24 protein-coding genes, 2 tRNA genes and 1 riboswitch are annotated in these 24,666 nt (G+C 68.3%); of the genes, 4 read left to right on the plus strand and 22 right to left on the minus strand.

Translation table 11 applies throughout. The annotated features are described in order from the left end of the window. Nucleotides 1–91: 91 nt before the first annotated feature. The 4 genes from G333_RS0109775 to gltX all read right to left on the minus strand — a co-directional run bounded on the left by G333_RS0109775 (nucleotide 92) and on the right by gltX (nucleotide 1,975). A tRNA-Glu gene (locus G333_RS0109775) sits at nucleotides 92–167 on the minus strand. A gap of 34 nt (nucleotides 168–201) precedes the next feature. Beyond that, a complete protein-coding gene (locus tag G333_RS0109780) occupies nucleotides 202–426 on the minus strand; it encodes a hypothetical protein (RefSeq protein ID WP_019568239.1) in 225 nt (74 codons plus the stop codon). Nucleotides 427–450: 24 nt separating this feature from the next. Further along, nucleotides 451–526 (minus strand) — tRNA-Ala (locus G333_RS0109785). Nucleotides 527–568: 42 nt separating this feature from the next. Continuing rightward, nucleotides 569–1,975 (minus strand): glutamate--tRNA ligase, encoded by a 1,407-nt coding sequence (gene gltX / locus G333_RS0109790; RefSeq protein ID WP_018951233.1) that lies wholly within the window; start codon nucleotides 1,973–1,975, stop codon nucleotides 569–571. Between the two features lie 145 nt (nucleotides 1,976–2,120). Here gltX and G333_RS0109795 point away from each other — a divergent pair, with 145 nt between their 5' ends. After that, nucleotides 2,121–2,570: a DUF4399 domain-containing protein gene (locus tag G333_RS0109795; protein ID WP_018951232.1), complete on the plus strand. Its 450-nt coding sequence runs from the start codon at nucleotides 2,121–2,123 to the stop codon at nucleotides 2,568–2,570. A 64-nt stretch (nucleotides 2,571–2,634) separates the two neighbouring features. Here the strand turns inward: G333_RS0109795 and G333_RS0109800 are convergent, their stop codons facing one another. Beyond that, on the minus strand, nucleotides 2,635–3,639 hold the full coding sequence (locus tag G333_RS0109800; protein WP_018951231.1) for a cytochrome-c peroxidase: 1,005 nt from the start codon (nucleotides 3,637–3,639) through the stop codon (nucleotides 2,635–2,637). Between the two features lie 191 nt (nucleotides 3,640–3,830). Continuing rightward, nucleotides 3,831–4,053: riboswitch (cobalamin riboswitch) on the plus strand. Nucleotides 4,054–4,163: 110 nt separating this feature from the next. Between G333_RS0109800 and G333_RS0109805 the strand changes: the two genes are divergently transcribed. After that, entirely contained in the window at nucleotides 4,164–5,294 is a 1,131-nt protein-coding gene (locus tag G333_RS0109805) for a porin (RefSeq protein WP_038032275.1), read from the plus strand. 20 nt (nucleotides 5,295–5,314) lie between these two features. Further along, nucleotides 5,315–5,872, plus strand: coding sequence for a cytochrome c (locus G333_RS0109810; RefSeq protein WP_018146006.1), 558 nt, complete (start codon nucleotides 5,315–5,317; stop codon nucleotides 5,870–5,872). Between the two features lie 197 nt (nucleotides 5,873–6,069). On the opposite strand, the gene cobM is transcribed toward G333_RS0109810, so the two are convergent. Genes cobM through G333_RS0109825 form a run of 3 tightly spaced genes read right to left on the minus strand, consistent with a single transcriptional unit; the run spans nucleotide 6,070 to nucleotide 8,506 of the window. Continuing rightward, a complete protein-coding gene (cobM, locus tag G333_RS0109815) occupies nucleotides 6,070–6,834 on the minus strand; it encodes a precorrin-4 C(11)-methyltransferase (protein ID WP_017942390.1) in 765 nt (254 codons plus the stop codon). Then, entirely contained in the window at nucleotides 6,831–7,274 is a 444-nt protein-coding gene (locus tag G333_RS0109820) for a cobalamin biosynthesis protein (protein ID WP_018146007.1), read from the minus strand. Before G333_RS0109820 ends, cobM begins: the two co-directional genes overlap by 4 nt. Continuing rightward, entirely contained in the window at nucleotides 7,271–8,506 is a 1,236-nt protein-coding gene (locus tag G333_RS0109825) for a bifunctional cobalt-precorrin-7 (C(5))-methyltransferase/cobalt-precorrin-6B (C(15))-methyltransferase (protein WP_026182137.1), read from the minus strand. Before G333_RS0109825 ends, G333_RS0109820 begins: the two co-directional genes overlap by 4 nt. A 4-nt stretch (nucleotides 8,507–8,510) precedes the next feature. On the opposite strand from G333_RS0109825, the gene G333_RS0109830 reads away from it, so the two are divergent. After that, nucleotides 8,511–9,311 (plus strand): cobalt-precorrin-6A reductase, encoded by an 801-nt coding sequence (locus tag G333_RS0109830; protein ID WP_026182138.1) that lies wholly within the window; start codon nucleotides 8,511–8,513, stop codon nucleotides 9,309–9,311. Between the two features lie 13 nt (nucleotides 9,312–9,324). On the opposite strand, the gene cobJ is transcribed toward G333_RS0109830, so the two are convergent. From cobJ to G333_RS0109900, 14 genes are all read right to left on the minus strand, one after another. Then, nucleotides 9,325–10,110, minus strand: a complete 786-nt coding sequence (gene cobJ, locus G333_RS0109835; RefSeq protein WP_018146010.1) for a precorrin-3B C(17)-methyltransferase — start codon at nucleotides 10,108–10,110, stop codon at nucleotides 9,325–9,327. Then, complete coding sequence (locus tag G333_RS0109840; RefSeq protein WP_018146011.1) at nucleotides 10,107–10,862, minus strand: precorrin-2 C(20)-methyltransferase; 756 nt, start codon at nucleotides 10,860–10,862, stop codon at nucleotides 10,107–10,109. The genes cobJ and G333_RS0109840 overlap by 4 nt, the downstream gene beginning before the upstream one ends. Beyond that, a complete protein-coding gene (locus G333_RS0109845; RefSeq protein ID WP_018146012.1) occupies nucleotides 10,859–11,512 on the minus strand; it encodes a precorrin-8X methylmutase in 654 nt (217 codons plus the stop codon). The genes G333_RS0109840 and G333_RS0109845 overlap by 4 nt, the downstream gene beginning before the upstream one ends. Next, nucleotides 11,509–12,897, minus strand: a complete 1,389-nt coding sequence (gene cobG / locus G333_RS0109850; protein WP_018146013.1) for a precorrin-3B synthase — start codon at nucleotides 12,895–12,897, stop codon at nucleotides 11,509–11,511. The genes G333_RS0109845 and cobG overlap by 4 nt, the downstream gene beginning before the upstream one ends. A gap of 19 nt (nucleotides 12,898–12,916) precedes the next feature. Continuing rightward, nucleotides 12,917–13,690 (minus strand): ABC transporter permease, encoded by a 774-nt coding sequence (locus G333_RS0109855; RefSeq protein WP_081624531.1) that lies wholly within the window; start codon nucleotides 13,688–13,690, stop codon nucleotides 12,917–12,919. Then, a complete protein-coding gene (locus G333_RS0109860) occupies nucleotides 13,687–14,631 on the minus strand; it encodes an ABC transporter ATP-binding protein (protein ID WP_018146015.1) in 945 nt (314 codons plus the stop codon). The genes G333_RS0109855 and G333_RS0109860 overlap by 4 nt, the downstream gene beginning before the upstream one ends. Further along, the gene (locus tag G333_RS0109865) at nucleotides 14,628–15,737 is read right to left on the minus strand and encodes a cobalt-precorrin-5B (C(1))-methyltransferase (RefSeq protein WP_018146016.1); all 1,110 of its coding nucleotides are present in this window, start codon (nucleotides 15,735–15,737) and stop codon (nucleotides 14,628–14,630) included. The genes G333_RS0109860 and G333_RS0109865 overlap by 4 nt, the downstream gene beginning before the upstream one ends. A gap of 22 nt (nucleotides 15,738–15,759) precedes the next feature. Then, nucleotides 15,760–16,614 (minus strand): uroporphyrinogen-III C-methyltransferase, encoded by an 855-nt coding sequence (cobA, locus tag G333_RS0109870; protein ID WP_018146017.1) that lies wholly within the window; start codon nucleotides 16,612–16,614, stop codon nucleotides 15,760–15,762. Continuing rightward, nucleotides 16,611–17,903 (minus strand): cobyrinate a,c-diamide synthase, encoded by a 1,293-nt coding sequence (locus G333_RS0109875; protein WP_018146018.1) that lies wholly within the window; start codon nucleotides 17,901–17,903, stop codon nucleotides 16,611–16,613. Before G333_RS0109875 ends, cobA begins: the two co-directional genes overlap by 4 nt. Next, nucleotides 17,900–18,514 (minus strand): cob(I)yrinic acid a,c-diamide adenosyltransferase, encoded by a 615-nt coding sequence (cobO, locus tag G333_RS0109880; RefSeq protein ID WP_019628378.1) that lies wholly within the window; start codon nucleotides 18,512–18,514, stop codon nucleotides 17,900–17,902. Before cobO ends, G333_RS0109875 begins: the two co-directional genes overlap by 4 nt. A 57-nt stretch (nucleotides 18,515–18,571) precedes the next feature. After that, the gene (locus G333_RS0109885; RefSeq protein ID WP_019628379.1) at nucleotides 18,572–18,862 is read right to left on the minus strand and encodes a DUF2149 domain-containing protein; all 291 of its coding nucleotides are present in this window, start codon (nucleotides 18,860–18,862) and stop codon (nucleotides 18,572–18,574) included. After that, nucleotides 18,859–19,302, minus strand: coding sequence for a MotA/TolQ/ExbB proton channel family protein (locus G333_RS0109890; RefSeq protein ID WP_018951229.1), 444 nt, complete (start codon nucleotides 19,300–19,302; stop codon nucleotides 18,859–18,861). The genes G333_RS0109885 and G333_RS0109890 overlap by 4 nt, the downstream gene beginning before the upstream one ends. Nucleotides 19,303–19,445: 143 nt before the next feature. Next, nucleotides 19,446–23,996, minus strand: a complete 4,551-nt coding sequence (locus G333_RS0109895) for a cobaltochelatase subunit CobN (RefSeq protein WP_026340945.1) — start codon at nucleotides 23,994–23,996, stop codon at nucleotides 19,446–19,448. A 113-nt stretch (nucleotides 23,997–24,109) separates the two neighbouring features. Next, complete coding sequence (locus G333_RS0109900; RefSeq protein WP_019563163.1) at nucleotides 24,110–24,664, minus strand: cob(I)yrinic acid a,c-diamide adenosyltransferase; 555 nt, start codon at nucleotides 24,662–24,664, stop codon at nucleotides 24,110–24,112. Between the last annotated feature and the right edge of the window lie 2 nt (nucleotides 24,665–24,666).

The raw sequence follows: 24,666 nt of genomic DNA on the forward strand, positions 1-24,666 counted from the left end.
ACAAGCGCCCGGCGGCCAGGGCGCTACCGGTGTGATCCCAACACCACAAAAGAAAAGGCCCGAACCTTGCGGCTCGGGCCTTTTCGGGATATGGCGTCCCCACGGGGATTCGAACCCCGGTCGCCGCCGTGAAAGGGCGGTGTCCTAGGCCTCTAGACGATGGGGACGTAGAGGCAACGTCTTCTTCTTACTTCCGCTTGCTTACTCGGGTGGGCCCTTGGGCCGGTCTTCCTCGCTACCTGGAGCGCGATGCAGAAGCGTCGTCACCAGACCGTTGAACACCAGCAAAAACCCGACCGGTACCAGCGCGATGAGGGGCTTCGACCAAGTCTGTTCCCCGGTGAGCATCAGCCCGAATCCGCCGATCAATCCGATCACTGCCAGAACCAATCCAACGTAGAGCGATATGACTCCAAAACGATGCATTAATGAACTCGCAGTACCCCTGAGTGGTGGAGCCAGGCGGGATCGAACCGCCGACCTCCTGCATGCCATGCAGGCGCTCTCCCAGCTGAGCTATGGCCCCGTGTCAGGCGAGCGCGTACTGTAGCCAGCACCCCCAAATGTGTCAACCCGCTGCGGCGGAAATTTTCTGCAACGCACGGTCGATACGGGCCAGAACGCGCTCGCGACCAATGAGCACCAACGTGTCATCGATGGGCGGGGACACCGTGCCGCCGGTAAGGGCCACACGCAAGGGCTGCGCCACCTTGCCGAGCTTGAGCTCCAGCCGCTCGCCGGTGTGCACCACCACCTCGTGCAGCGCCTCCTTCTCCCACGCCCCGAGAGCGCTGAAGCCATCGTGCAGGGTTTGCAGCACGGGCTGCGCCTCGGCGGTCAGCTGCTTGCGCGCCGCCTTCTCGTCGTAGTCCTCGAACTCGCGATAGAAATACACGCTGTTCTCGGCCATCTCGCGCAGGGTACGCGCCCGTTCGCGCTGCGCGATGACCACGTCGCGCAGTTCCGGCCCTTCGGAGGGATCGATCCCCAGCTGCCCCAGGTGCCAGCCCAGTTCCAGCGCGACGTGGTCCGGGTCCAGCGTCTTGATGTAATGCTGGTTCAGCCACAGGAGCTTGTCCGGGTTGATGGCGGAGGCGGATTGGTTCACGTCCTTGATATCGAACAGGCGAACCAGTTCGTCCAGTCCGAAGATCTCCTGGTCGCCATGCGCCCAGCCCAGGCGCACCAGATAGTTGAGCAGGGCCTCCGGCAGGTAGCCCTCGTCGCGGTACTGCATGACCGACACCGCGCCGTGGCGTTTGGACAGCTTGGCGCCGTCGGGCCCCATGATCATCGGCAGGTGGCCATAGCGCGGCGGCTCCACCCCCAGCGCCTTGAGGATGTTGATCTGGCGCGGCGTGTTGTTCAGGTGATCGTCGCCGCGCACCACGTGGGTGATGCCCATATCCATGTCGTCGACCACCACCGTCAGGTTGTAGGTCGGCGAGCCATCCGAGCGGGCGATGATGAGGTCATCCAGCTCGTGATTCTGGAACGCGACCTTCCCGCGCACCATGTCGTCAACAACTGTCACGCCCTCGTCCGGCGTGCGAAAGCGGATGACCGGCTCCACGCCCTCGCGCGGCTCGGTACGGGCGCGGCAGCGACCGTCGTAGCGCGGCTTCTCCTTGCGCGCCTTCTGCTCCTCGCGCATCGCGTCCAGCTCTTCCCTCGAGCAGTAGCAGCGGTAGGCGTGGCCAGCGGCCATCAGCTGCTCGATCACTTCGCGATACCGGTCGAACCGTTCGGTCTGATAGAACGGGCCGTGGTCATAGGTCAGACCCAACCAGTTCATGCCCTCCAGGATCGCGTTCACCGACTCCGCAGTACTACGTTCCAGGTCAGTGTCTTCAATGCGCAGCACGAACTCGCCCCCATGGTGGCGGGCATACAGCCAGGAGAAGAGCGCGGTACGGGCACCACCGATGTGGAGATAGCCGGTGGGACTGGGAGCAAAGCGGGTACGGAAACTCATGCGCAGGACACTCGATCAGGGGTAGCAAGAATAGGGGGAACTAGGGTAGCAGAACGATACTCCCCGATGACCCTGCAGCCCGGTTTCGGTTGGCTATACTCAAGACAGGCAACCACAGGGGCCTGCGCCGCCCAAAGGAGTCCTAATGAAACCGGTTTCGCTCACCCAACTTGCAACCATCGCTCTGGTCACCGGGGGATTCGCCCTGGCCGCTGGCAGCGCCACCAGCATGGAGCGCGTTTCGGCCGCCGATGAAGCCAAGGTATATTTCATCAGCCCGCAGGATGGCGACACCGTCGAGAGTCCCGTGCGGATCCAGATGGGCCTGCGCGGCATGGGCGTGGCCCCGGCCGGCGTCGAGGCCGACAACACCGGGCATCACCACCTGTTGGTGAACCAGCCGCTGGACGAGGTCGACCTGGATGCCTCGCTCCCCTTCTCCGACCACAAGCGCCACTTCGGAGGCGGTCAGACGGAAGGCGAAATCGAACTGGAACCAGGCACCCACACCCTGCAATTGCTCTTCATGGACTACCGCCACCTCAGCTTCGACCCGCCAGTGACCTCCGACAAGATCACCATCACCGTCGAATAGGCGACACAAAAAAGCCCCCTCCGGACCCGGAGGGGGCTTGTCATCGCCAGTGGCGACCGGTCGCTTATGGCAGTGACGGGATCTCGAACTGCGGCATGTCACCGGTCAGCGCGTGCATGAAGGCCTCCAGGTCCGCGACTTCATCGTCGCTAAACTCCATGCCCAGCATCTCCTGCCCCATGATGCGGATCGCCTCGTCCAGCGTGGCGGTCTCGCCGTTGTTCATGTAGGGGTAGGTCAGGGCCACGTTGCGCAGGGTCGGGGTCTTGAAGGCAAAGCGATCACTCTCCTCCCCGGTCACCAGGTAACGGCCCTCGTCTTCCGAGCCCGGCACCTGGATGCGATGGAAGTGGCTGTCGGTCAGTGCCGGGCCACGGTGGCAGGCGACGCAGCCGTTATCCGCGAACAGCTTCATGCCGCGCATCTGCTGCTCGCTCATCGCGCCCTCGTCCCCGACCAGCCAGCGATCCAGCGGCGAGTTCGGGGTGTTCAGCGTGCGCTGGAAGGTCGCCAGCGCATGGGCCACGTGATCGGCATTGATCACGTTGTCACCGTCATAGTCCGGATAGGCGGCCTCGAACTTCTCCTGGTACTCGTTGAACTCTTCCAGACGCTCGATTGCGTCCTCCAATGGCATCGCCATCTCGATCGCGTCCTGGATCGGACCCAGCGCCTGGCCTTCCAGGTCGTCCTCGCGACCGTCCCAGAACTGTGCCGTGAAGAAGCCGGAGTTCAGCACCGTCGGGGTGTTGCGCTCGCCGACCTGGCCGTCATGACCCACCGCACGCGGGATACGATCCGCCCAGCCCAGCGCCGGGTTGTGGCAGGTCGCGCAGGAGATCACGCCCGAACTGGAGATGCGCGGCTCGAAGAACAGCATCTTGCCCAGTTCGATCTTCTCCTTCGTCATCGAGTTGTCCGCCGGGATCGGCGGCAGCGCCGGCAGCGGCTCGAACACATCCCGGTACTGCGAGTAGTCGGTATCCGCCACGGCGGGCGCGGCCACGCCCAGCGCCAGGGCGGTGCAGGCCGAAAAGATGGCGCTACGAAGATAAGAACGTCGAATCATGGCGCGTCTCCCTGAGATTGGATCGGTGTCGGCGAAGACCGATATAGACTCGGTCCAAATCACCTGAATCCCACCCTATCGACCCGGTATTCGATCGACCAGCGAAATCAGCCCGCCCGTTGATCCAGATCAATCATTGCGGTTGGTCGCTCATCAAACGCGCCTCTTGCCGGCCTGTTTGCACACCAGTACCCTTCGCCCCGCCTCCAGGTGCCCTGGCGTTCCATCGCCGGGGATAATCGGGAAGCCGGTGCGCGAACTGCCGTTCGCAATGCCGGCACTGCCCCCGCAACGGTAGGTGAAGACAACGGATCGACAACCACTGCGCCGCAATTCGGCGTGGGAAGGCGATCCGCCCGGGCACCCCCGCCCGCTTCACGAGTCCGGAGACCGGCCAGGAGGAAACCTGACGCTGCGGCGGGCAAGCGGTCGGGTCGGGCTCGCTGTGTCTATAGTCCCCGACCTCCCCTGGCCCACCCAGCGTCATTCCATCCACGGCGCACGGGGTGTGCGTCCCAGGGAGAATGACTTTGAACAAACCGACCCGACGACCCGGCCGGCCGCCACTCCTGGCTCCGGCCCCGACCCTTCTCGGCCTGTTGATCGCCAGTGGCGGGGCTTCCCCCCTCCAGGCACAGTTCGAATTCGGAAGCGAAGCCGACGACTTCGCCATCACCCTGGACCCGCTCATCCAGGGCCGCTACGCCATCGAGCGGGGCGACGAGGGAACCACCACCGAATTCGACTTTCGCCGCGCCTGGCTGGATACGACGGGCACCCTCTTCCACCCCGATCTTAGTTTTCGCCTGCAGCCCGACTTCAGCAGCGGCGAGCTCTCGATGCGCGATGTCTGGCTCCAATACGCGCTGACCGAGTCCCTCGACCTGCGCGCCGGCCAGTTCACCGTGCCCTTCGGTCTGCCGCGGGACATCGGCGGCCCCAACCGGCTGTTCACCGAGTTGAGCATCGCGGGGAATCAGTTCGAGGTCCCGGCCGGACGCGATACCGGCGTCACCCTACTGGGGGGCGACGGCGACGACCGGGCCTGGGCCATCGGCGTGTTTGACGGTCGCGGCCGCCTTGACCAGCGGGATGACCGACCGTCCACCTCCGGCCACCTGTTCAGCGCTCGGGGGGCCTGGGCACCGGTAGGTACCCTTCCGCGCGACAACACGACCGTCGGCAAGCCGGTCGAGCATACGGTGGCCCACGGCGTCGGCCTGCAGGCGGCGAACCGCAATCACCTGCGCGACTGGACTCGCGGACGGGAGAACCAGGTAAATCAGCAACGCGCCGACTGGGTCACCGCAACGGCCGACAGCGTCGTCAAGTTTGCCCGCACCGCCATTTCAGTCGCCGCCTTCCGCCGCGACGTATCGCCCGATCACGGTCCCTCCTACCACGACCTGGGCGCCGAACTCGAGCTGGCCCAGGCACTGCCCTGGGAGGGGCTAGAGGTCGCCGCGCGCCACGCTGTGCTGCGCCACGACGCCGGCGACGACCTCGGCACCGACGAGCGCTGGCAGCGCGAATGGGGCGCCGGCCTCAACTGGTATCACCGCGGCCAGCGACAAAAGACCCAATTGATGTGGCTGGACCGCGACGCTGGCACTTCAGACTGGGAGCTGCACTTGCAGCACCAGTTCCGCTTCTGAAACCGGAAAGGAGATCCGACATGACTAGAACCACCTTCACACCGGCCCTCCGGGTCACCGGCCTTGTCCTGATCCTGCTCGCCGCCACCGTCGCCCATGCCGGCGAGGTGACGCTTCCGATGCCCGGGCCCTGGGGTGACGACTACAGCGAGACCCTGGACGACCCGGACACAGTGGACGCCACCGAGGCCTTCCAGCGCTTCCGTCAGCAGAGCATGCAGGGCACATCCGCCACCTACCGCAGCATCGAGCAGATCCTGCGTTATGGCGCACCATTCGCCGGACGTCTGCCCGATCTGGCCGAGGAACTGGCGCGCCGCGCCGACGACATCGAAACCTGGTTCGCACGCGAGACACCCGCGCGGCACGGCGAACCCGGAGCCCTGCCCGCGGCCTGGGAAGACCCGGACTTCGCCGAGTACAAGGCCGCCTACCGCGAGGCCGCCCAACAACTACAGCGCAAGGTGGAGTCGGCCGAGGACCTGGGGAACGAAGACTTCCAGCTTCGCGCCACCGAGGCCCTGAACGGCGTGCGCCACCATTGCCTGGCCTGTCACGACAACTACCGCCGCCGCTGAACCGGGTAGGAACCAAGGGGCCGCCTGGCGGCCCCTTTCCGTAATCCTGACCAGGAAGCAACCACCTTCGCCTGCAAGCAGGCTGCCACATCGCCGTGAACCGCAAGACACAAGGAGCCTGCTTGCAGGCGAACACCGGGGCCTCCACAACGCTCACCGGGATCGTCCCTGCCTGCGGAAGATCGAAGACGCGACGCTTAGTCCCCGTCCATGCCCCGATAACGGCGCACGTGCGCCGGGTCGTACAGCGCACTGTCGCGGAAATCGCCCGGATCCAGCGCCGGCCCCACCAGGATCAGCGCCGAACGCCGCGTGGTCAGGGCCACTGCCCGTTCCACGATATTGCCCAGCGAACCGCGCACCACGGTCTCGTCCGGCCAGCTGGCGCGGAAGACGATCGCCACCGGACAGTCGCAGCCGTAGTGCGGACGCAGGTCCTCGACCACGGTCTCGATATTGTGCAGCGATAGGTGGATCGCCAGGGTCGCCCCGGTCGCGGCGAAAGCCTCCAGCCGTTCGCGCTCCGGCATCGACGAGGCCCGTCCCGGCGTACGCGTCAGCACCACCGACTGTGCCACCTCCGGCACGGTCAGTTCGCGCCCCAGGGTCGCCGCGGCCGCGGAAAACGCCGGCACGCCCGGGGTGATGGTGTAGTCGATCCCGGCCGCCTCCAGGCGGCGGATCTGTTCGCCCAGGGCGCTGTACACCGACAGATCGCCGGAATGCAGTCGTGCGACATCCTCACCGGCCGCATGCGCGCGCTGGATCTCGTCCATGATCGCGTCCAGCGTCAACGGCGCGGTGTTGATCACACGCGCCCCCTCCGGCGCATGCTCCAGCACGGCCTCGGGTACCAGTGAACCCGCGTACAGGCATACCGGACAGGCCGCAATGCGATCGCGCCCGCGCAGGGTCAGCAGGTCCGCGGCACCCGGCCCCGCTCCGACAAAATGAACCGTCATGATGACTCCTTGGATAGGTGATGGGCATCGACCCAGGCCACCGCACAGCTGGCCCGCGCTGACAGACGACGCGGCAACAGCAAACGCGCGCCTGCGCCGGCTGCCGCCAGCGCCGCCGCCTCGGCCACCGACCCGACATCGGCGGTTGCACGTGCCCGCCGCGACTCCGTAAGCACTACGCCGTCGCAGTCCGCCAGCGCGGCCGCGGACAGAAATACGAGTTCCAGTTCCAGCTCGCACGCCACCGTCGCCAGCATGGCGCTGTCGCTCTTGTGCGCCGGCGCCGCCAGCTGCCGGGCCCCGATCGCCCCGGCACGCTCCACTCCCGGCATGGCGCGGGCCTCGGCCAGAACCGCACGAATCAGACCCTCCAGCTCCCGCGTCGTACAGGCAGAGGCAAAGCCGACGCCTGGCACGACCCAGGATCCCGCCTGGTTCAACTCCGGTGCAGGGACCACAGGGTCACCGGCCGCAGCGGTTTCCAGCCCGACATCGCGCCCAGCGGTTCCGAGCGACTCACATTGATCCGTGTCAGCTCGCCACCATGGCGCTCGCGCGTCGCCGCCAGCACCGCATCGCCTTCCACCGTCACGCTGTTGGCGACCAGGCGCCCCCCCGGGCGCAGGCTCTCCACGCAGTGTTCCACCAGCCCGGGCATCGTCAGCCCACCCCCGATGAAGATCGCGTCGGGGGCAGACAGATCATCCAGCGCCTCCGGCGCGCGCCCGGAGATACATTGCAGGGCCGGGACCCCTAGGGCACGCGCATTGCGCCGGACCCGCTCCAGCCGCTCCGCACGCGGCTCGATGGCCACGGCGCGGTTCGCTGGATCCGCCAGCATCCACTCGATACCGACAGACCCCGACCCGGCGCCAATGTCCCACAGGCACTCGCCACGCCCGGGCGCCAGCAGGGCCAGCGTTACCGCACGCACCTCGCGCTTGGTAATCTGCCCGTCCTGCTCGAATTGATCCTCCGGCCGGCCGGCGCTCGCCGCGATCACGGAGGCCGTCGAGGACGCACGGCATTCCAGGGCGATCGTGTTCAGCGGATCCACCCCACATGTCCTCCATTCCGCCACCGTGGCGGCCTCTACGCGCTCCGAGGCCCCGTCCAGTTGTTCCAGAACGGTCAGGGTCGAGGCCCCGAAACCCAATTCATCGAGCCACTGGGCCAACTCGCCAGGCGTCTCACCGTCGCGGCTGAGGATCAGCAGCCGCGCGCCGTCGTGCAGCCACGGGCGCAGCGCCTCCATGGGCCGGCCGTGGACCGACAGGCAGCGGGTCTCCTGTAGCGGCCAGCCCATGCGCGCGGCGGCCAGGCTGAACGCCGATGGCACCGGAAACACGCGGGTGGCTTCCACCGGGAAACGCCGCAGCAATGTCGTGCCAACCCCGAACCAAAACGGATCGCCGCTGGCGAGCACGCACAGCGGCTTCCCCGCTCGCGCCTCGATCCAGTCGAGAGCAGTCTCCAGCGGCGAGGGCCACAGCAGACGTTCCTGCCCCGGCTGCGGCGGCAGCATCTCCAGATGCCGGGCCCCACCGATCACCGTGGTCGCCTGCGCAACGGCCTCACGGGCCTCCGTTGCCAGTCCGGACAGGCCGTCCGCGCCCACACCGACAATGTTCAGCCATGGCGTTCGTTCGCTGTTCGTGGCTAGACTGGTCATCCTCATGAGCTCCCGTTCATCTCCTGACTCCAGCCCCAGGGCAGCTCGCCCCCGGCACGTTCTGCTGCTGGGCGGCACCACCGAGGCCGCAGCGCTGGAGCCGCTGCTGGATGCGCACCCGCGGCTGCAGGCCACCGTCTCGCTGGCCGGGCGCACCCGAAAACCGGGGCCGTCGCGGCTGCCTCGGCGCACCGGCGGGTTCGGCGGCGCCGACGGCCTGGCCGCCTGGCTGCACGCACACGCGATTGACGCACTGGTGGACGCGACCCACCCGTTCGCGCGGCAGATCTCGGCCAACGCCGTCACAGCCGCACGCAACACCGGCATCCCGCTGGCCCGACTGACCCGGCCGTCGTGGGAGGCCGGGCCGGAGGACCGCTGGATCCGCGTGCCCGACCTCGCGGCCGCCGCCCGCGCCCTTCCGGATATCGGCCGACGCGTGCTGCTGACCACCGGCCGCCAGCACCTAGAGGCCTTCGAGGCCGCGCCCGAGCTGGACTACGTGATCCGCACCATCGACCCGCCCGAACCGCCGCCGGCGCTGCCGCGGGTCACCTGGATCCACGCCCGGGGCCCGTTCACGGCCGAGGACGAGGCGTGCCTCTTGCGGGAACACGCGATTGACGTTCTGGTGACCAAGGACAGCGGCGGCGATGCCACGGCCGCCAAGCTGCAGGCGGCTCGCGAACGGGGTATCCCGGTCGTGATGGTCGAACGCCCGCCGGACGCCCCCGGGGTGCCACGATTCCACGCCCCGCAGGCGGTACTCGACTGGCTGGAGGATCTCCCGGACGCACACGGCTAACGCGGCTCCCGCCTCATTCCGCCGACTCGACATAACGCGGGGTGTACACATGCCGCCGGCCCGACGGACGCTCCACCACCCGGGTGGACGCGGCACCCACGATCACCAACGTGCTCATGTTCGCCGTGGTCGGGTCCACTTCGCCCAGGGAGGAGATCTGCACGTCTTCGCGTTCGCCGCGGCCCACCGCGGTGGCCAGCACAACCAGGGTGTTCGGCCCCTGCACCTCGCGTACGATGCCCAGTGCCTCGCCCAACTGCCAGGGACGTGCGCGCGAGATCGGGTTGTAGAAGGCCATGGCGAAGTCGGCCTCGGCCGCCAGCCGCACCCGACGCTGGATCAGCGACCAGGGTTTGAGATTGTCCGACAGCGAGATCACGCAGAAATCGTTCCCCAGCGGTGCGCCCAGTCGCGCGGCGGCCGCCTGCATCGCCGAAACCCCGGGGGCCACATCCACCTCGACGCCCCCCCAGCGCCGAGCTTGCGCCCCTTCCAGGGCCTCGAAGACCGCCGCTGCCATCGCAAACACGCCCGGATCGCCGCCCGAAACCACCGCCACGTCCCGCCCCTCGGCAGCCATGTCCAGGGCGTGGGTTGCGCGCGCCAGTTCCTCGCGGTTGTCAGAAGCGTGCACACGGTGATGGGCGCTCGCAATCCGTTCCAGGTACGGCCCGTATCCCACCAGATCGGTCGCCGCTTCGAGACGGGCAGCGACCTCCGGCGTAATCCATTCCGGCCCGGCTGGCCCCACCCCGACCACACTCAACCGACCAACCGCCTGATCGCCATCCCCGCTCATCGCCGAACCCCGCGCCCAGGAATCACGATCATCGAGAAATAGGGCACCTGCTCCGGGATCGCGGACAACGGCAGGACCCGCTCCTCCGGCGTACTCGCGCGCTCCACGTACCAGGCGCGCTCGTCCAGCCCCAGCTCCTGAAGGACACCGACCACCGCATCGCGATGGGTTCCGACCTTCATGATGACCGCCGCATCGGTCCCCTGCAGGGCCTGGCGCAGATCGTCGATCGGCATCGTGCCGGGGATCACGGTGAGCAGGTCATCCCGCATAGTCAGCGGCGTCGACAATTGCGCAGCCGAGGCCATCATCGAGGTCACGCCAGGGACCACGTGAGTGGGAAACCGATCCTTCAGTCGCAGGTAGACGTGCATGAACGATCCGTAGAAGAACGGATCGCCCTCGTTCAGCACCACCACCGAACGCCCGGCTGCCAATTCGGCGGCCAGCTGCTCGGCGGCAGCGTCGAAAAACTGCTCGATGCGGCGGCGATACTCGTCGGAGCCGTGCGGGATCTCATTGGTCACTGGATACTCCAGCGGCATCTCCTGCTGCCCCGTACCCAGGTGGGCGTCCACGATGGCGCGCGCCTGGCCACGACCGCCTCGGCGACAGAAGTAGGCCACCACCGGGCTCTCGGCAATCAGCCGCGCGGCCTTCAGCGTCAGCAATTCGGGATCACCGGGCCCGGTGCCCACGCCGTACAGACAACCCGCGGTCTCGGGTTCATGCAGGTTGGGGGATGTCGTCATATCCGGTCACTCGCGAAGGCGTTGATGGCCGCCGCGGCCATGGCACTGCCACCCCGGCGTCCGAAAATGGTCAGGTAATCGAGGTTCAGCGGGCTGGCGGCCAGCGCCTCCTTGCTCTCCACCGCGCCAACAAACCCCACCGGGATACCGAGCACGGCGGCCGGCCGCGGCGCGCCCTGGTGCAGCATCTCCAGCAGGTGAAACAGCGCCGTAGGTGCATTGCCAATGGCCACGACCGCGCCGTCCAGGTGCGGTCGCCACCATTCCAGCGCCGCGGCCGAACGCGTGGTGCCCAGACGCTCGGCGGCCGCCGCCACCCCGTCCTCCCGCAGGCTGCAGATCACCGGGTTGTCCGCCGGAAGCCGGGCCCGCGTGATCCCGTGCGCCACCATGTTGCTGTCGCACAGGATCGGCGCGCCGGCGGCCAGCGCATCAATGGCCGCCCGGGCCACGCCGGCCGAAAACCCGACGTCCCGCGGCAGGTCGGTCATGCCGCAGGCATGGATCATGCGCACCACCGCAGGCACCAGCTCCTGTGGGAAGCGGTCCAGTTCCGCCTCGGACCGGATAATCGCGAAGGACTCCCGGTAGATGGCCGCCCCGTCGCGGATATAGTCGGGTACGGCCCCGGCCGTATCGCTCTGCGTCATGCTGAATCTCCGTTGTTCATCTTCGCGTTCATACGTCTCGTCAGCACTGTTCCCTCCAGCCGTTGCAGGGCCTCGATCCTCGACTCACTCCCGCCACCCTCTTCGCGGGCGATAGCATCGAGGGCCGCGAGGGCCAGCTCGACTTGCCCCGGCTCCAGCCTCGTCAGGACGGTCTCCCATCGCACGGGGGCGCGTTGCAGCGCCAGCTCATAGCGGCCTTCCCGCGCCGTGAGCAGGACCTGCGCATTCGCGGGACGCCCACAGTGCTTGTCGCAGCCACTCACATGCACCTGCCCGCCCCCCCCAAGCAGCCCGCAGGCAGCGGCTGCCTCTGCATCCGCCCGCGTGGCGGTACTGCCCGCGGAGCAACCCGTCTGCCCGATACAGGCACTCACCGCCAGGCGCGGGTCGTCCGGATCGGTCACGCCACCCCACTCGGTGACGCGGTCCGGCTCCACAGGAGGTACCCCGGTCAGAAGCAGGCTGCGCCACGGCGTCAGCCGCAAGCGTCCGTCGTGCGCCCGGATATGCTCGGCCAGCCCCTGCAGCGCCTCGGCGCGCAAGGCCCCGAACGGAAACACGATCCCGAAGGCGCGCCCGTTCAGACACATCCCAATCCCGGCATCCGCGTATCCGGGGATCCGCGCCGCGACCCAGTCGCCGCCCGGGAGCACCCGCTCCAGCCCCGGCGGCGTCAACGCCTCGGGGCCAAACCGGGCCACGGCGCCAGCCAGCCGCCCCGGCGGATCCACATCGCCTACGCGCAATGCGACGAATCGTTCGAGCACCGCCAGGGCAACGTCCACGACCTTCTCCGGGCGCGTCCAGCCAAGCACCGTGGCCGTGCGACTGGACGCGCCCACGGCCACCCGAAACCACACCCCTCCCAGCCCCGTACAGGCCTCCAGCCGCAGGTCCGCCGGCACTCTATCCAGCGGCAAATCGCCGCCGGCCTCTACCAGCACCCCCACCTTCGGCGGCAGTGCCCGCAGACGCGGGTACTCCCCCAGGGCCCGTTCGAGGGCCCGTGCGAGGGGCTGCACATCTATGGCTGCCTCCGGATCGATATCCGACACCGGGGCCACCAGGACATTGCGCACCGCCTCCACCACGGGATCGTGGTCGGCCAGACCCGCGTTCTCCAGCTCGGCGCGAGCCGGTTCCAGCCCCGCGGTGTCCAGACCACGCAACTGCAGATTGCCGCGGCTGGTCAGCTCCAGGGCACCGGAACCAAAATGCCGCGCCACCTCCGCGAGGGTCTGCGCCTGCCCCGCATCCAGCCCCCCGATCGGGTGCCGCACCCGCATCAGCAGACCGTCCCCGGTGCTCACCGGCGCGGCCACCCCCGGACAGGCCCGGCGCACCCGTGAACGATCGGTACTCATGGTTTCACCCTGCCCGCGCTCATGTCCGGATCCGCACGCCACGCGCCACCAGGGCCCAGGCCAGCCCGCCGACGAAGAGGGTCACCCCCACGAGGACCCAGAAGGTCGTGGCCCAAGCGAAGGACCCGGTCCCCAGAAGACCGTAGCGAAACCCCTCGATCATGTAATACAGCGGGTTCAACACCGCCAGGGACTGCCAGGGCTCCGGCATCCGTTCCACCGGGTAGAACAAGCCTCCCAGGTAGATCAGCGGGGTCAGCACGAACGTGGCCACCACGGAGGTATGGTCGAAGCTGCGCGCATACAGGCCGTTCAGAAGCCCGGCCAGGGCGAACAGCAAGGCGCTGATCAGCGCAATCCCCAGCGTGGCCGCCAGGTGGTGCAACTGGAGATTGGTAAACGGAATCGCGACCAGCGCCACCAGCGCACCCGCCAGCAGCCCGCGAATCACACCGCCGGTGGCGAAGCCCGCCACAATCAGCCAGGCAGGCAGCGGCGCGACCAGCAGTTCCTCGATATGTCGCTGCAGCCGTGCGCCGTAGAACGCCAGCGTCACATTGCTGTAGGCATTGGTGGCCACCGCCAGGATGATCAGGCCGGGCAGGATGAAATCGGCGTAATCGACACCCCGCATGGTGCCGAGCTCACGCCCGATCAGGTGACCGAAGATCACCAGGAACAGGACCGTCGTCACCACCGATGGCAGGAGGTTCTGCACCCAGGCGCGCAGGAAACGCCGCACCTGTTTGACCACCATCCCGCGGTAGGCAAATCCGTAAGCCGCGAGTCTCATGTCCCCCTCCCCGGCGGTGCGGCAGCGCGTTCCGCGATGCGCTGCAGGAACAGCGACTCGAGCCGGTTGCGCTTGTTGCGAACCCCCGCGACACGCACCCCCCTTGCGCCCAGGCGGTCGAACAGGTCATTCACCTCCATGCCCTGAGGCAGGTCGACCTCCAGGGTCCAGCGATCGGTCAGACGCATCGCCAACCCCTCCAGCGCCGGGGCCGCTTCCAGCGGCACGTTCAGTTCCAGCACCAGGGTCTGCACGTTCAGCCCGTGCAGCAGTTCGCCCGTATCACCGCGCGCGACGATCTCGCCCTGGTCCAGGATCGCCAGGGTGTCGCACAGGGTCTCGGCCTCCTCCAGGTAATGGGTGGTCAGGAGGATCGTCACGCCATCTGCGTTCAAGCCACGCAACAGCTCCCAGGTGGCATGGCGCCCCTCCAGGTCCACCCCCGCCGTCGGCTCGTCCAGGAGCAGGACGCGAGGGCGGTGCACCAGGGCCCGGGCAATCATCAGCCGCCGCTTCATGCCCCCCGACAGGCCCCAGGCCGACTGTTCGCGCCGGTCCAGCAGACCCGCCTGTTGCAGCACCTCGCCGGTTCGCTCACGCGCCCGCCTCGGGGACAGCCCGTAGTAGGCCGCCTGGGCCTCGACGATCTCACCCACCGGTTCGAAGCTGTTGAAGTTGACCTCCTGCGGTACCACGCCCATGCACGCCTTCGCCGCAACCGCCTGCGTGGCCACGTCGTACCCGCAGACCCGGATCGAGCCCCGATCCGCCCGCACCAGCGTGGTCAACAACCCCACCAGGGTGGTCTTGCCGGCCCCGTTCGGCCCCAGCAGGCCGAAGAAGCGGCCCGCCGGCACCTCCAGATCCACGTTCGCCAGCCCCACCCGGCCACCGGCGTAGCGCTTGGCCACCGACTGCAGGGCAATCGCCGCGGCCGTCATGGCGCGAGCCCCTCGGCACCATCCGCAAACCCGACGATGCGGCCCGCCCGATCCACCGCGCAGACCTCCAGCGCCGTGGTCTCCGGCAACATCCCGCGGGCCCGCTGCCAGGCGCGCGCGCTGATCCGGTCGGCCAGCGCCACACCCTGTTCCAGGCAGTCCGCAAGGGCCTGGGCACTGGTGTTGGCCGCGCGGATGCGCGCCACCAGGTCCGGGCTGGCGCCCAGATCCGCGGCTTCCCCCGCCAGGGCGTCGAGATCGATGCGCGACTTGCGGCTATGGGCATCCAGGTGCCCGGCCGCGAACTTGCTGAGCTTGCCGAAACCCGCGGCCAGCACCACCGCGGGCAGGGGGTGGCGCCGCAGGTACTTCAGCGCCGCCCCGAACAGATCCCCCATCTCGATCAGCGCCATGTCGTCCAGGCTGTAGCGATCACGCACCGCCGCCTCGCTGGTGCCGCCGGTACAACAGGCCACGCGCGGAGACGCGTTGGCGCGGGCCACGTCGATGGCCTGATGGATGGATGCGATATAGGCGGCACAGGAAAACGGCCGCACGATCCCGGTCGTGCCCAGGATCGAGAGACCCCCGAGGATGCCCAGGCGCGCGTTCATGGTCCGTTCGGCAATCCGTTCGCCGCCATCCACGCCAACCGTGACGCGAAAGCCCCCGCTGTAACCGGTCGCCTCGGCGAGCGCCTCCAGGTGGCCCTGCATCATGCGCCGCGGGACCGGATTGATCGCCGGTTCGCCCGGTGCCAGCACCAGACCCGGACGCGTGACCGTACCCACCCCGGCGCCCGCCATGAATTGGACGCCGGGCGCACCGCGCAGGGTCACCTCGACCCAGACCCGCGCCCCGTGGGTCGCATCGGGATCGTCGCCGGCATCCTTGATGACCCCGGCGACCGCACCACCCGGGGTCGGTTCCAGGTCGTTCAGTGCCAGGTTTACCACCTGTCCCCTGGGCAGGGTGACCTCGACCGTCTGGAGCCGCTGCCCCTCCAGCAGCCAGCGAGCATCGGCGACGGCGGCCGCGGTCGCGCAGACACCGGTGGTCAGACCGGTGCGCAGGCGCCCGGTGGTCTCGGGCGTCTCCGGGCGCATGGCGCCCTGCGGATGGTTCGTGTCAGCCGATTTCATGCGTTCCCGGGACGGGCTGGGCACCTTGCGCGGCAATCGTCTCGCGCAGGCGCACCACCTCGCCCACGATCAGTAGCGCGGGCGACTGGATGGCGAGATCCGCCACCTGCTTCGGGAGCTCGGCCAGCGTGCCCTCGATGACGCGCTGCGTCGGGCGTGTGCCCTGCTCCACCAGCGCGGCCGGCATCGCACCATCCGCACCCGCCGCCATCATCTCGCCGCAGACCTCGGCCAGGGTGTGCAGCCCCATGTACACCACCAGAGTCTGCTGCGGCTGGACCAGGGAGGCCCAGTCAAGATCCGTCTCGCCGGCACGCCGATGGGCGGTCACGAACTGGCAGCGATAGGCATGATCACGATGGGTAAGCGGGATCCCAGAATACGCCGCGCAGCCACCCGCGGCGGTAATCCCCGGCACGATGCGGACCGGGATCCCGGCCGCGGCGATCGCCGCGGCCTCCTCGCCGCCGCGACCGTAGACGAACGGGTCCCCACCCTTCAGGCGCACCACGTAGTGCCCCTCCCGTGCCAGCGCGATCATGCGCTCGTTCAGGTCCCCTTGATCACAGCTGTGCCGTGAGCGCGCCTTGCCCACATACAGGCGCTGCGCCTTCGGGTTGGCCAGCTCGAGGATCGCCTCCGGGATCAGGCGGTCGTGCAGCAGGACATCGGCGTGCTGCATCGCGGCCACCGCGTCCAGCGTCATCAGACCCGGATCGCCGGGCCCTGCTCCGACCAGATCCACGCAGCCGGGCTTTCGCTCGCCGCGCAACGGGATGCGGGCCCCGGCGTGCGCCCCAGGCCCGATCCGCGCCACCTTGTCCCGTTGCCGATCACTCATGCTCGAAACAGCTGCGCCGTGGCCGCGGGGTTGGAAGGGAACCAGGCATGTAGGTAAGTGGCGGTCAGGCGACCATCACGATAGATCGCCTCCCCCTGCGAGCCCGTCCCGCGGGCCCGCCAGCAGTGACCATAGGGTTCCAGACCAACCTCGGAGCGGGTGTGGTGAAAGGTATGCCCGCGCAGCTCGCCTTCCGGCAGCGGGGCCGCCTGGAGACCCAGGCCCTGCAAGCGGTCCGCCAGCTGGGCCTTGCCCGGCACCAGCCCGGCCATGGCCGCGGCATGGCCCTCGCGATCGGCCAGTTCGTCCAGCAGGTAGAGAAAGCCCCCGCACTCCGCCAGGATCGGTCGGCCCGCCGCATGATGGGCCTCCAGGTCCGACTTCAGGCCGGTATTGGCGGCTAGCTGATCCAGATACAACTCGGGGTAACCGCCCGGGAGCCAGACGGCATCGGCCTCTGGCAGCCCGTCCCCCGCAAGCGGGGAAAAGAACCGCAGCTCGGCGCCCATCTTCTCCAGCAGGCGCAGATTGGCCGGATACATGAAGGCGAAGGCCGCATCCCGCGCAATGGCAATGCGCACGCCGGACAGCGCCGCCTCGGTCGGCGCGATCGCCTCCGGATGAAAGGTCACCGGCTCCGGGAGCCCGGTCACTCCAGCCTCTTCGATCGCGGCCGCCGCAGCCTCCAGCCGCGCATCCAGATCGGCGATCTCCCCCGCCTGGACCAGACCCAGGTGACGATCCGGGACACTTAGCGTCTCGTTACGCTGCACGGCACCAAAGAAGCGGATCGCCTCCGGGGTGCACTCCTCCAGCATCCGCGCATGGCCGGGGCTACCCACCCGGTTGGCAATCACGCCGGCAAACGACAGGCCCGGACGGTAGGTCGACAAGCCATGCACCAGCGCCCCGAAGGTCTGGCCCATGCCGCTGGCATCGATCATGGCCAGGATTGGCAAGCCGAAGGCCTGGGCCAGATCCGCACCGGAGGGATCCCCATCGAACAGCCCCATCGAGCCCTCCACTAGGATCAGGTCGGATTCCTGGGCCGCCTCGTACAGCATCGCCCGACAGGCTTCTTCCCCGACCATCCACAGATGCAGGGCGTCGACCGGGTGGCCAGAGGCCTGCTCCAGGATCATCGGGTCGAGGAAGTCGGGGCCGGTCTTGAACACGCGCACGCGCCGGCCCTGGTTGCGGTGGTAGCGGGCGATGGCGGCAGTGATCGTGGTCTTGCCCTGGCCCGAGGCCGGGGCCGCCACGAACGCGGCGGGACAGCTCACGCTCACAGCTCGATCCCCTTTTGCGCCTTGATTCCGGCCTGGAAGGCGTGCTTGACCACACCGATCTCGCTGACGGTGTCGGCCGCCTCGATCATCGCCTTGGGCGCGGCGCGGCCGGTGGTGATCACGTGTTGCATCGGCGGGCGGTTGGCCAGTTCTTCGAGGACCTCGGCCACATCGAGGTACTGGTACTTCAGCGCGATGTGCAGCTCGTCGAGCAGCACCAGGTCGACGTTCGGATCGCGCAGCATGTCGCGGGCATGCGCCCAGGCATCGCGGGCGGCCGCGACATCCTTCTCGCGGTCCTGGGTCTCCCAGGTGTAACCCTCGCCCATCACGTGGTACTGCACGTTGTCCTGACCGCGGAAGAAGGCCTCCTCGCCGGTGGCAAACTGCCCCTTGATGAACTGGACGATGCCCACGTGCATGCCGTGCCCCAGGGCCCGGGCAACCATGCCGAAGCCGGAGGAGCTCTTGCCCTTGCCGTTGCCGGTCAGGATCAGGAACACCCCCTTCTCCTCCTGGGCCTCGGCGATCTTGCGGTCCACGACCTCCTTCTTGCGTGCCATGCGCTGGGCGTGGCGTTCGGCGCGAGCCGCTTCGGTGTCTTCGCTCATCTTCATTACTCCTTGATTCGTTGCGTCATACGGGCGTTCGGATGGCCCCGGGAGTGACTATTCGCCAATCAGGATCATCCGTCCGGTCTCTGGGTCACGGTAGACCTGCCCCACGGATTCGTAGCCCGAGCCGGCCTCGCCGGCCCCCTCGGGTGGGTCCGGGATCTCGCGTCCGGGCTCGATCTCGGCGCCGCCACTGGCCGGCTCCAGCCCGCCGCCCGATGCGGCCATCACCACCATCAGGCCGACGGCAAACACCAGCATGATGTCGGCCAGATTGGCCAAGGGGCCCATCGGCTCCTCGTCGGGCGCGTCGAAGCGCGAGGCGCGGTAGTGCGGGACCCTCATGCCACCGCCTCCATACGCTCCATCGCGGCGTCGTACCAGCGCCGGCGCAACCGCCCGAGCAGGAAGCCGAGAATACCGACCAGCAGCCCCAGCACCGTGGTATTGAAGGCCACCGTAACGGCCTGGGCGAGGATTTCCAGTTCGCCCCGGCCCATCGCGGCCAAGCCCGGACCCAGCGGGATCAGCGTCCCCATCAGCCCGAGCATCGGGCCGATGCGCGCCAGCAGATCGGCGCGGTCGATGCGCCGCCGGGCACGGTAGGCGAGGCGCTCGGCATCGCCGCTCAGTTCCAGGCGGCGTACCCCACCGGAGCGTTCGCCCAGTGCCAGGCCCAGCTCCCAGACGGCCACCGCGACCAGCACCAGCAGGCCGACGATCACCGGCTCCAGCAGCCAGCGCACCACGGTGTCCATCAGCTCCATCGTGATCGAGAAAGACATTCGGTTTACCTCGTTACCCTTCGTTCAATCATGACACCGGCCCTGTAGAAGTCTGCTGGCAGGCGAAGCACCTGCCCGAGACCGCCAGGGCATGGTCGGTTCGCATGCCAGCAGGCTCCTACAGGCAAAATATCCAGCGAGCGTTATCGGCGACGGCCGGCGGCGATACCGCCGAGCAGCAGCAGGAACAGCGCAGCGGCAACCAGCCAGGGGAGCCAGGGCATACCCGCCGTCTCGTCGCCGGGCTCCTGGCCGCCCTCGGTCTTGGCCGGCTCGGGGATCTCCTGCATCTCGCGCGCCGCCGGATCTTCCAGCGGCTGGATCTCGGTGACACGGCTGGGGTCGGCTTCCGACTCCGCCCGATCGATCTGCGCGGCCGCCCGCACGGCGTCGAAGGCCTCGCGCAGGTCAGCGTCGTCCAGGCGCTCGGCCACCTCGTCCAGCATGGGATGATCCGGGCGCGTGTGACCGCTGCCGGGCAGGCCGTGCTCGGCGACCAGTTCCGCGAAGCGCTCGGACAAGGCATCCAGCACCTCGGGATCGGCGTCCCAGAACCCGTGGCTGGCCGCGACCAAGTGAACGGCCTGCAGATGGGTCTTCACGTGCACGTGGTGGCCGTCGGCCAGGAACGCGTCCAGGCCCAGCCCGTGGCGGTCCTGCAGATACACGTCGTGCACCTCGTCCCAGACCCAGGAGCGGATGATCTCCGGATTCGTCACCTGCCAGCCCCACAGGTTGTCGACGAAATCCCGGGCCATGGTGCGGGCCCCGGCATAGCCGTGATCCATCAGCGGCTCGATCCACTGCGGGTTCAGGTTCTGCCCCTGAAGCTCGCGCATCAGTGCCCGGCCCAGTGTCTCCACCCGCGGGTCGTCCGGATCGGCGTGCTGCAGCACGCGGTTGTCCGGCACCTCGCCGCGGATGCTCTCGACCGCGGTCGACAGCCCGCCCTGGAAATCGAACCCGTCGTCGTTGTCCAGCAGGCCGTAGAGGTGCGAGGCGCGCCCGAGATAGGTGCGCCCGACCTGGCCCAGGCGGGCCTCGAAGGCCTCGTGCGCGGAGCCACCGGACTCATCCGCGCCATAGGCATGCCCCATCCGGCGCATATAGGCCGCCCCCAGTTCGGCACGGTCCTCCCAGGCCCCGGAGCGATCCGCCAGGCGGTTGACCCCCGCGCCGTAGGCCCCGGGCGCGGTGCCGAAGACACGCAGGGCAGCCTGCTGACCCGCCTCGACGCCACTCAGGCCTGCCGCGCGCAGGGCCTGGGTGTCTTCCAGCCACTGCGCGGCCACGTCGTTGCGCGCCAGCGGCTCGTCGCCCGGGTCGCGCAGGTCCGACCCCAGCGGGGCCAGGGCCGCGTCCAGTGCCTCTTCCAGCTCGGGGTGTTCCTCAAGAATGATCTCGGACGAGCCGTCCAGCGCGAGGCGGGCAGCACGATCCAGCCACACCAGCTGGTCCTCGTAAAGGTCGCGGAACAGACCCGAGGTCGTGAACAGGGCATCGCGACGGCGCTCGCGCCCGGCTTCGTCGAGGTCCATGCGTTCCAGCCCCTGAACGATTCCGCGGCTGTTCCAGGCCGGGCGAATGCCCAGCATGTCCAGGCCAAAGGCGATCATCACGCCCTCGTCGCGTACGGTATCCGACGCCCAGAGGATGATCGCCTCGCTGCCATCCGCCTCGGGATCGCCGTGCTCGCGGGCATCCGCGGCCAGCTCCTGACCAATGCCCCAGGCGATGCGTGTGGGCACCAGATCCGCCGCCAGCGCATGGAAGTTGCGCCCGGTCGGCAATACCTCCGGCGTACGGATCGGATCGTTGCCTTGCCCCGGCGGCACGAAACGGCCTTCCAGCGCCGCCAGCAGATGCGCGCGCTCGCTGGACGGCGAGCCGCGCAGCTTGGCGTCCCAGTCGTCGCCCACCGCGTCGTCACCCGCCATCGACTTGAGCATCGTGTCCACGGCCTCGTCGCTCCAGTCGCGCCCGAACACGTGCAGCCCCAGGGGCATCTGGTCTTCCTGCATGTCGGTCAGGTAGTGGCCGATCTCGTGGACCAGAAGCTCCTCGTCCATCTCCGTGAGCGAGGTGGTTCCGTGGTCGTCATGACCCTCGTCCGCATGCTCGTTCTCGTGGTCATGCTCATGGGCATGTTCGTGCGCTTCATCCCCATGTTCCCGGTGATGATCCGCATCCCGAGACTCGTCGCCGTGATCATCCTCGTGACCTTCGCCGTGCCCGGAATCGGGTTCATCATGATGACCGTCGTGGTGATCTCCGTGGTCGTCATGGTGGTGCCCGTGGTCGTGATGATGGCCCCGGGCCAGTTCGTGCTCGATGGTCTCGGTCAGGCCGAGATCCTCGATGCGTTCGCGCAGGGTCTGGGCGGCCCGCGAGCGGGTCGCGGCATCCGGCTGCGCGGCGGCCTCGTAGGTCTCCACCAGCTGGCGCAGCTCCAGCAGACTGTCGTACAGTTCGGTGGCCGCCAGTGGCGGGGTCAGGTGGCTGATCATCACGCCCATGGCCCGGCGCTTGGCCTGGATGCCCTCACCCACGCCATCGACGATGTAGGGATAGATGATTGGCAGGGCGCCCCCGAGGATCTCGGGGTAATCATCTGGCGCCAGCCCCGCGCGCCGCCGCGGCAGGAATTCGCGGGTCGAGTGGCGGCCGACATAGACCAGTGCATCCGCCTCGAAGTGATCGCGGATCCAGTGGTAGAAACCGACATACTGGTGGGTCGGCGGGAACGTGGTGTTGGCGTGCAGCAGGCGCTCGCTGACCTCCCAGCCGCGCGGCGGCTGCGGGCCGATGAACACGTTGCCGAACTCGATCCCCGGGAACAGCATCTCGCCGTCGCGGGTCATCGCCTCGCCCGGCGGCTCGCCCCAGCCGGTCAGGCCGGGGATACCCGTGCGCACCAGGGCCTTGCGCAGTTGCTCGGTCGTCGCGTGCGCGTCTTCCCCCGCCAGCGTGGCCTCCCAGGCCGCCTCGAATTGTGCGAGCAGATCCAGCGCCCGATCCTGGGCCGCGTGCGGATAACTCTCGAGCATGTGGCGCAGATCACCGACACCGCTTTCCAGCGCGGCTTGTGCCAAATCGATCTCGTCGGCGGCTTTGGCCGCCTCCAGGCGCGCCTGCAGGTAGCCGATCGGGCCATCCACCAGCTCGGCCCGGATCGACTCCGGCAGGGCGTCGAAATAGGCCTGGTACTGCTCGCGATCGAGCGCGGCCACCCGGCCGGCGATCGCGTCCAGCGCATCTGCCTGCTCCGGGAGATTCACCGCCCGGTCCTGGATCATGTCCAGCAGGGCTTCGGCATCCTCCGGCACTTCGCCACCCAGGTCATAGCCGGCCGCCTCCAGGTTCTGCAGGATCTCCAGCAACGACTCGGGGACATCCAGCTTGTCCGCGCCGATGTTCTGGCGACCTGGCGGATGGTTGTAGTAGACAACCGCGACCCGCTTGTCCGCGTTGTCGAGGGTGCGCAGACGCTGCCAGCTCGACACCCGCTCGGCCAGGGCCTCCACGCGCTCGCCCACCGGCTCGGTCAGTGTCAGGCGCACACCCGTGCGTTCGTCCTGTTCCGGGGCGCCCGCGGCCGCCAGCACCATCGGCTGGCTTATGCCCTGCAACTCCGGCATGGCCACGTGGTAGTGCACCTTGTCCCAGGGGATGCCTTCGTGCGACAGCCGCCACTGGGTCGCGCTCACGGCCGCCAGTCGGATGCCCTTGATCACCGGGACATCCAGCTCGCCGAAGGCCTCGGCCACCGCCTCGCGGTTGCCGCCCCCGCCGACCACGAAGTCCTGCAGGCTCACGATCCCCGCGAGATCCGCCGGCCCGGTCACGTCCTCCAGGGTCTCGACCGCCTCGCGGCTCGCCCCGCCCCAGCGCGCGAGCACCACAAAACACTGGATATCGCGGTTCTCTAGGGCCTCACAGGCCGCATCCAGCAGGGCGCGGTCGCCCGGCCGGTCACCGGTATCCAGATCCAGCAGCGCCACGGCCGGACCCGCCTCCAGATCGAGGGCGTCCGGATCGGGGCTGGAGCTTCCATGGCGATAGTAACGGATGGTCTCGCGCGGGTCCGGGTCCGGTACGTCGATCGCGTGGCCGCCATGCGCGGCCAGCCAGCGCATCAGGCCCTCCATGTTTTCCGGCGTGCGCCCCTGGTAGAACGCCCGCCCGGTCAGCCAGTCTGCCTGCTCGGGGAAGCGTTCCTGCTGCTGGGCCAGGTGCGCGCGCGGATCCTCACCAGGGTCCGGGTTGGCCGCCAGTTCGGTACGCATTTCGTCATCGAGACCCGCGAGTACGGCCTCACTGTCGATCCGCGACAACGCCGTCAGGTGGCGCACGCTGTTAATGGCCAGGATCGGGGCCCCCTCGGGCGGCGGGGCCTCCCGCAACAGACGATCGAGGCGCGCGGCCTGATCCCCGAAGACGGCCGCGACGAGTACCGCATCGGCCTCGCGCCACAGCGTCGACACCGCCTCGTCCGACTTGTCCGTGAGCTGCTCGGGGGTGCGCAGCACGACCTGCGCCTCCGGATAGGCCTCAAGGAAGCGATGCGCCCCGGCGGCGACCTCCGCCGCCGAGCGATCGGAGACGACGCCCACCACCAGCGGTCCGGCCCCGGCCGTGCCGCCCCCGAATAAAAAAAACACCAAAGCCATCAGAATTGTGCAACGAAAACGCATGGAGACTTCCCGAAAAACAGGCGCAAGGGGCCGCGAGGCGTGTACTCGACACGCCCGCGACCGTTGCAATGGGAATCAGGCGCCGCCGCAGCGACGCCGATCAGACGAGCACGTCAGCCGCGTTGGCTGGCCGGCTGCCAGAGGATCTCTTCGCCGTTCTCGTGGCGCGCGAGGACGCGACAAAGCACGAAAAGGAGATCCGACAGCCGGTTGATGTAGGCCAGCGAACCCGGGCGCAGCGCTTCGTGGTGGTTGAGTGCGACAAGACGCCGTTCCGCGCGCCGGCAGACCGTGCGGGCGATATGACAGTCGGCCGAGGCCGGCCCGCCGCCCGGGAGAATGAACTCCTTCAGGGCCGGCAGATCGTCGTTGAAGGACTCGAGCTCCACGTCCAGACGCTCCACCGACGCATCCGGCAACGCCTGATGCCCCGGCACCGCCAGTTCCGCCCCCAGGTCGAACAGCTCGTGCTGCACCAGCGCCAGCGAGCGGCGAACCTCTTCGGGCAGAACGTGCGTCAGCAACCGGCCGATCACACTGTTCAGCTCATCCACATCTCCGAAGGCCTCGACGCGATGCGAGTCCTTGTCCACGCGCGACCCATCACCCAAGCCGGTTCGGCCTTCATCACCCGTGCGGGTCGCGATCTTCGACAGTCGATTACCCATGG

It is taken from the genome of Thioalkalivibrio sp. AKL10, from assembly GCF_000381845.1.
Taxonomy (GTDB): domain Bacteria; phylum Pseudomonadota; class Gammaproteobacteria; order Ectothiorhodospirales; family Ectothiorhodospiraceae; genus Thioalkalivibrio; species Thioalkalivibrio versutus.

What these genes read in the sequence shown, in the direction of transcription:
- G333_RS0109840 (WP_018146011.1), bottom strand. Translation starts at nt 10,862, where the DNA reads ATGACGACATCCCCCAACCTGCATGAACCCGAGACCGCGGGTTGTCTG.
- G333_RS0109860 (WP_018146015.1), bottom strand. Translation starts at nt 14,631, where the DNA reads ATGACGGCCGCGGCGATTGCCCTGCAGTCGGTGGCCAAGCGCTACGCC.
- G333_RS0109795 (WP_018951232.1), top strand. Translation starts at nt 2,121, where the DNA reads ATGAAACCGGTTTCGCTCACCCAACTTGCAACCATCGCTCTGGTCACC.
- G333_RS0109865 (WP_018146016.1), bottom strand. Translation starts at nt 15,737, where the DNA reads ATGCGCCCGGAGACGCCCGAGACCACCGGGCGCCTGCGCACCGGTCTG.
- cobA (WP_018146017.1), bottom strand. Translation starts at nt 16,614, where the DNA reads ATGAGTGATCGGCAACGGGACAAGGTGGCGCGGATCGGGCCTGGGGCG.
- G333_RS0109890 (WP_018951229.1), bottom strand. Translation starts at nt 19,302, where the DNA reads ATGTCTTTCTCGATCACGATGGAGCTGATGGACACCGTGGTGCGCTGG.
- G333_RS0109805 (WP_038032275.1), top strand. Translation starts at nt 4,164, where the DNA reads ATGACTTTGAACAAACCGACCCGACGACCCGGCCGGCCGCCACTCCTG.
- G333_RS0109900 (WP_019563163.1), bottom strand. Translation starts at nt 24,664, where the DNA reads ATGGGTAATCGACTGTCGAAGATCGCGACCCGCACGGGTGATGAAGGC.
- G333_RS0109810 (WP_018146006.1), top strand. Translation starts at nt 5,315, where the DNA reads ATGACTAGAACCACCTTCACACCGGCCCTCCGGGTCACCGGCCTTGTC.
- cobO (WP_019628378.1), bottom strand. Translation starts at nt 18,514, where the DNA reads ATGAGCGAAGACACCGAAGCGGCTCGCGCCGAACGCCACGCCCAGCGC.
- gltX (WP_018951233.1), bottom strand. Translation starts at nt 1,975, where the DNA reads ATGAGTTTCCGTACCCGCTTTGCTCCCAGTCCCACCGGCTATCTCCAC.
- G333_RS0109825 (WP_026182137.1), bottom strand. Translation starts at nt 8,506, where the DNA reads ATGACCAGTCTAGCCACGAACAGCGAACGAACGCCATGGCTGAACATT.
- G333_RS0109800 (WP_018951231.1), bottom strand. Translation starts at nt 3,639, where the DNA reads ATGATTCGACGTTCTTATCTTCGTAGCGCCATCTTTTCGGCCTGCACC.
- G333_RS0109855 (WP_081624531.1), bottom strand. Translation starts at nt 13,690, where the DNA reads ATGAGACTCGCGGCTTACGGATTTGCCTACCGCGGGATGGTGGTCAAA.
- G333_RS0109780 (WP_019568239.1), bottom strand. Translation starts at nt 426, where the DNA reads ATGCATCGTTTTGGAGTCATATCGCTCTACGTTGGATTGGTTCTGGCA.
- cobG (WP_018146013.1), bottom strand. Translation starts at nt 12,897, where the DNA reads ATGAGTACCGATCGTTCACGGGTGCGCCGGGCCTGTCCGGGGGTGGCC.
- G333_RS0109830 (WP_026182138.1), top strand. Translation starts at nt 8,511, where the DNA reads ATGAGCTCCCGTTCATCTCCTGACTCCAGCCCCAGGGCAGCTCGCCCC.
- cobJ (WP_018146010.1), bottom strand. Translation starts at nt 10,110, where the DNA reads ATGAGCGGGGATGGCGATCAGGCGGTTGGTCGGTTGAGTGTGGTCGGG.
- G333_RS0109895 (WP_026340945.1), bottom strand. Translation starts at nt 23,996, where the DNA reads ATGCGTTTTCGTTGCACAATTCTGATGGCTTTGGTGTTTTTTTTATTC.
- G333_RS0109885 (WP_019628379.1), bottom strand. Translation starts at nt 18,862, where the DNA reads ATGAGGGTCCCGCACTACCGCGCCTCGCGCTTCGACGCGCCCGACGAG.
- G333_RS0109845 (WP_018146012.1), bottom strand. Translation starts at nt 11,512, where the DNA reads ATGACGCAGAGCGATACGGCCGGGGCCGTACCCGACTATATCCGCGAC.
- cobM (WP_017942390.1), bottom strand. Translation starts at nt 6,834, where the DNA reads ATGACGGTTCATTTTGTCGGAGCGGGGCCGGGTGCCGCGGACCTGCTG.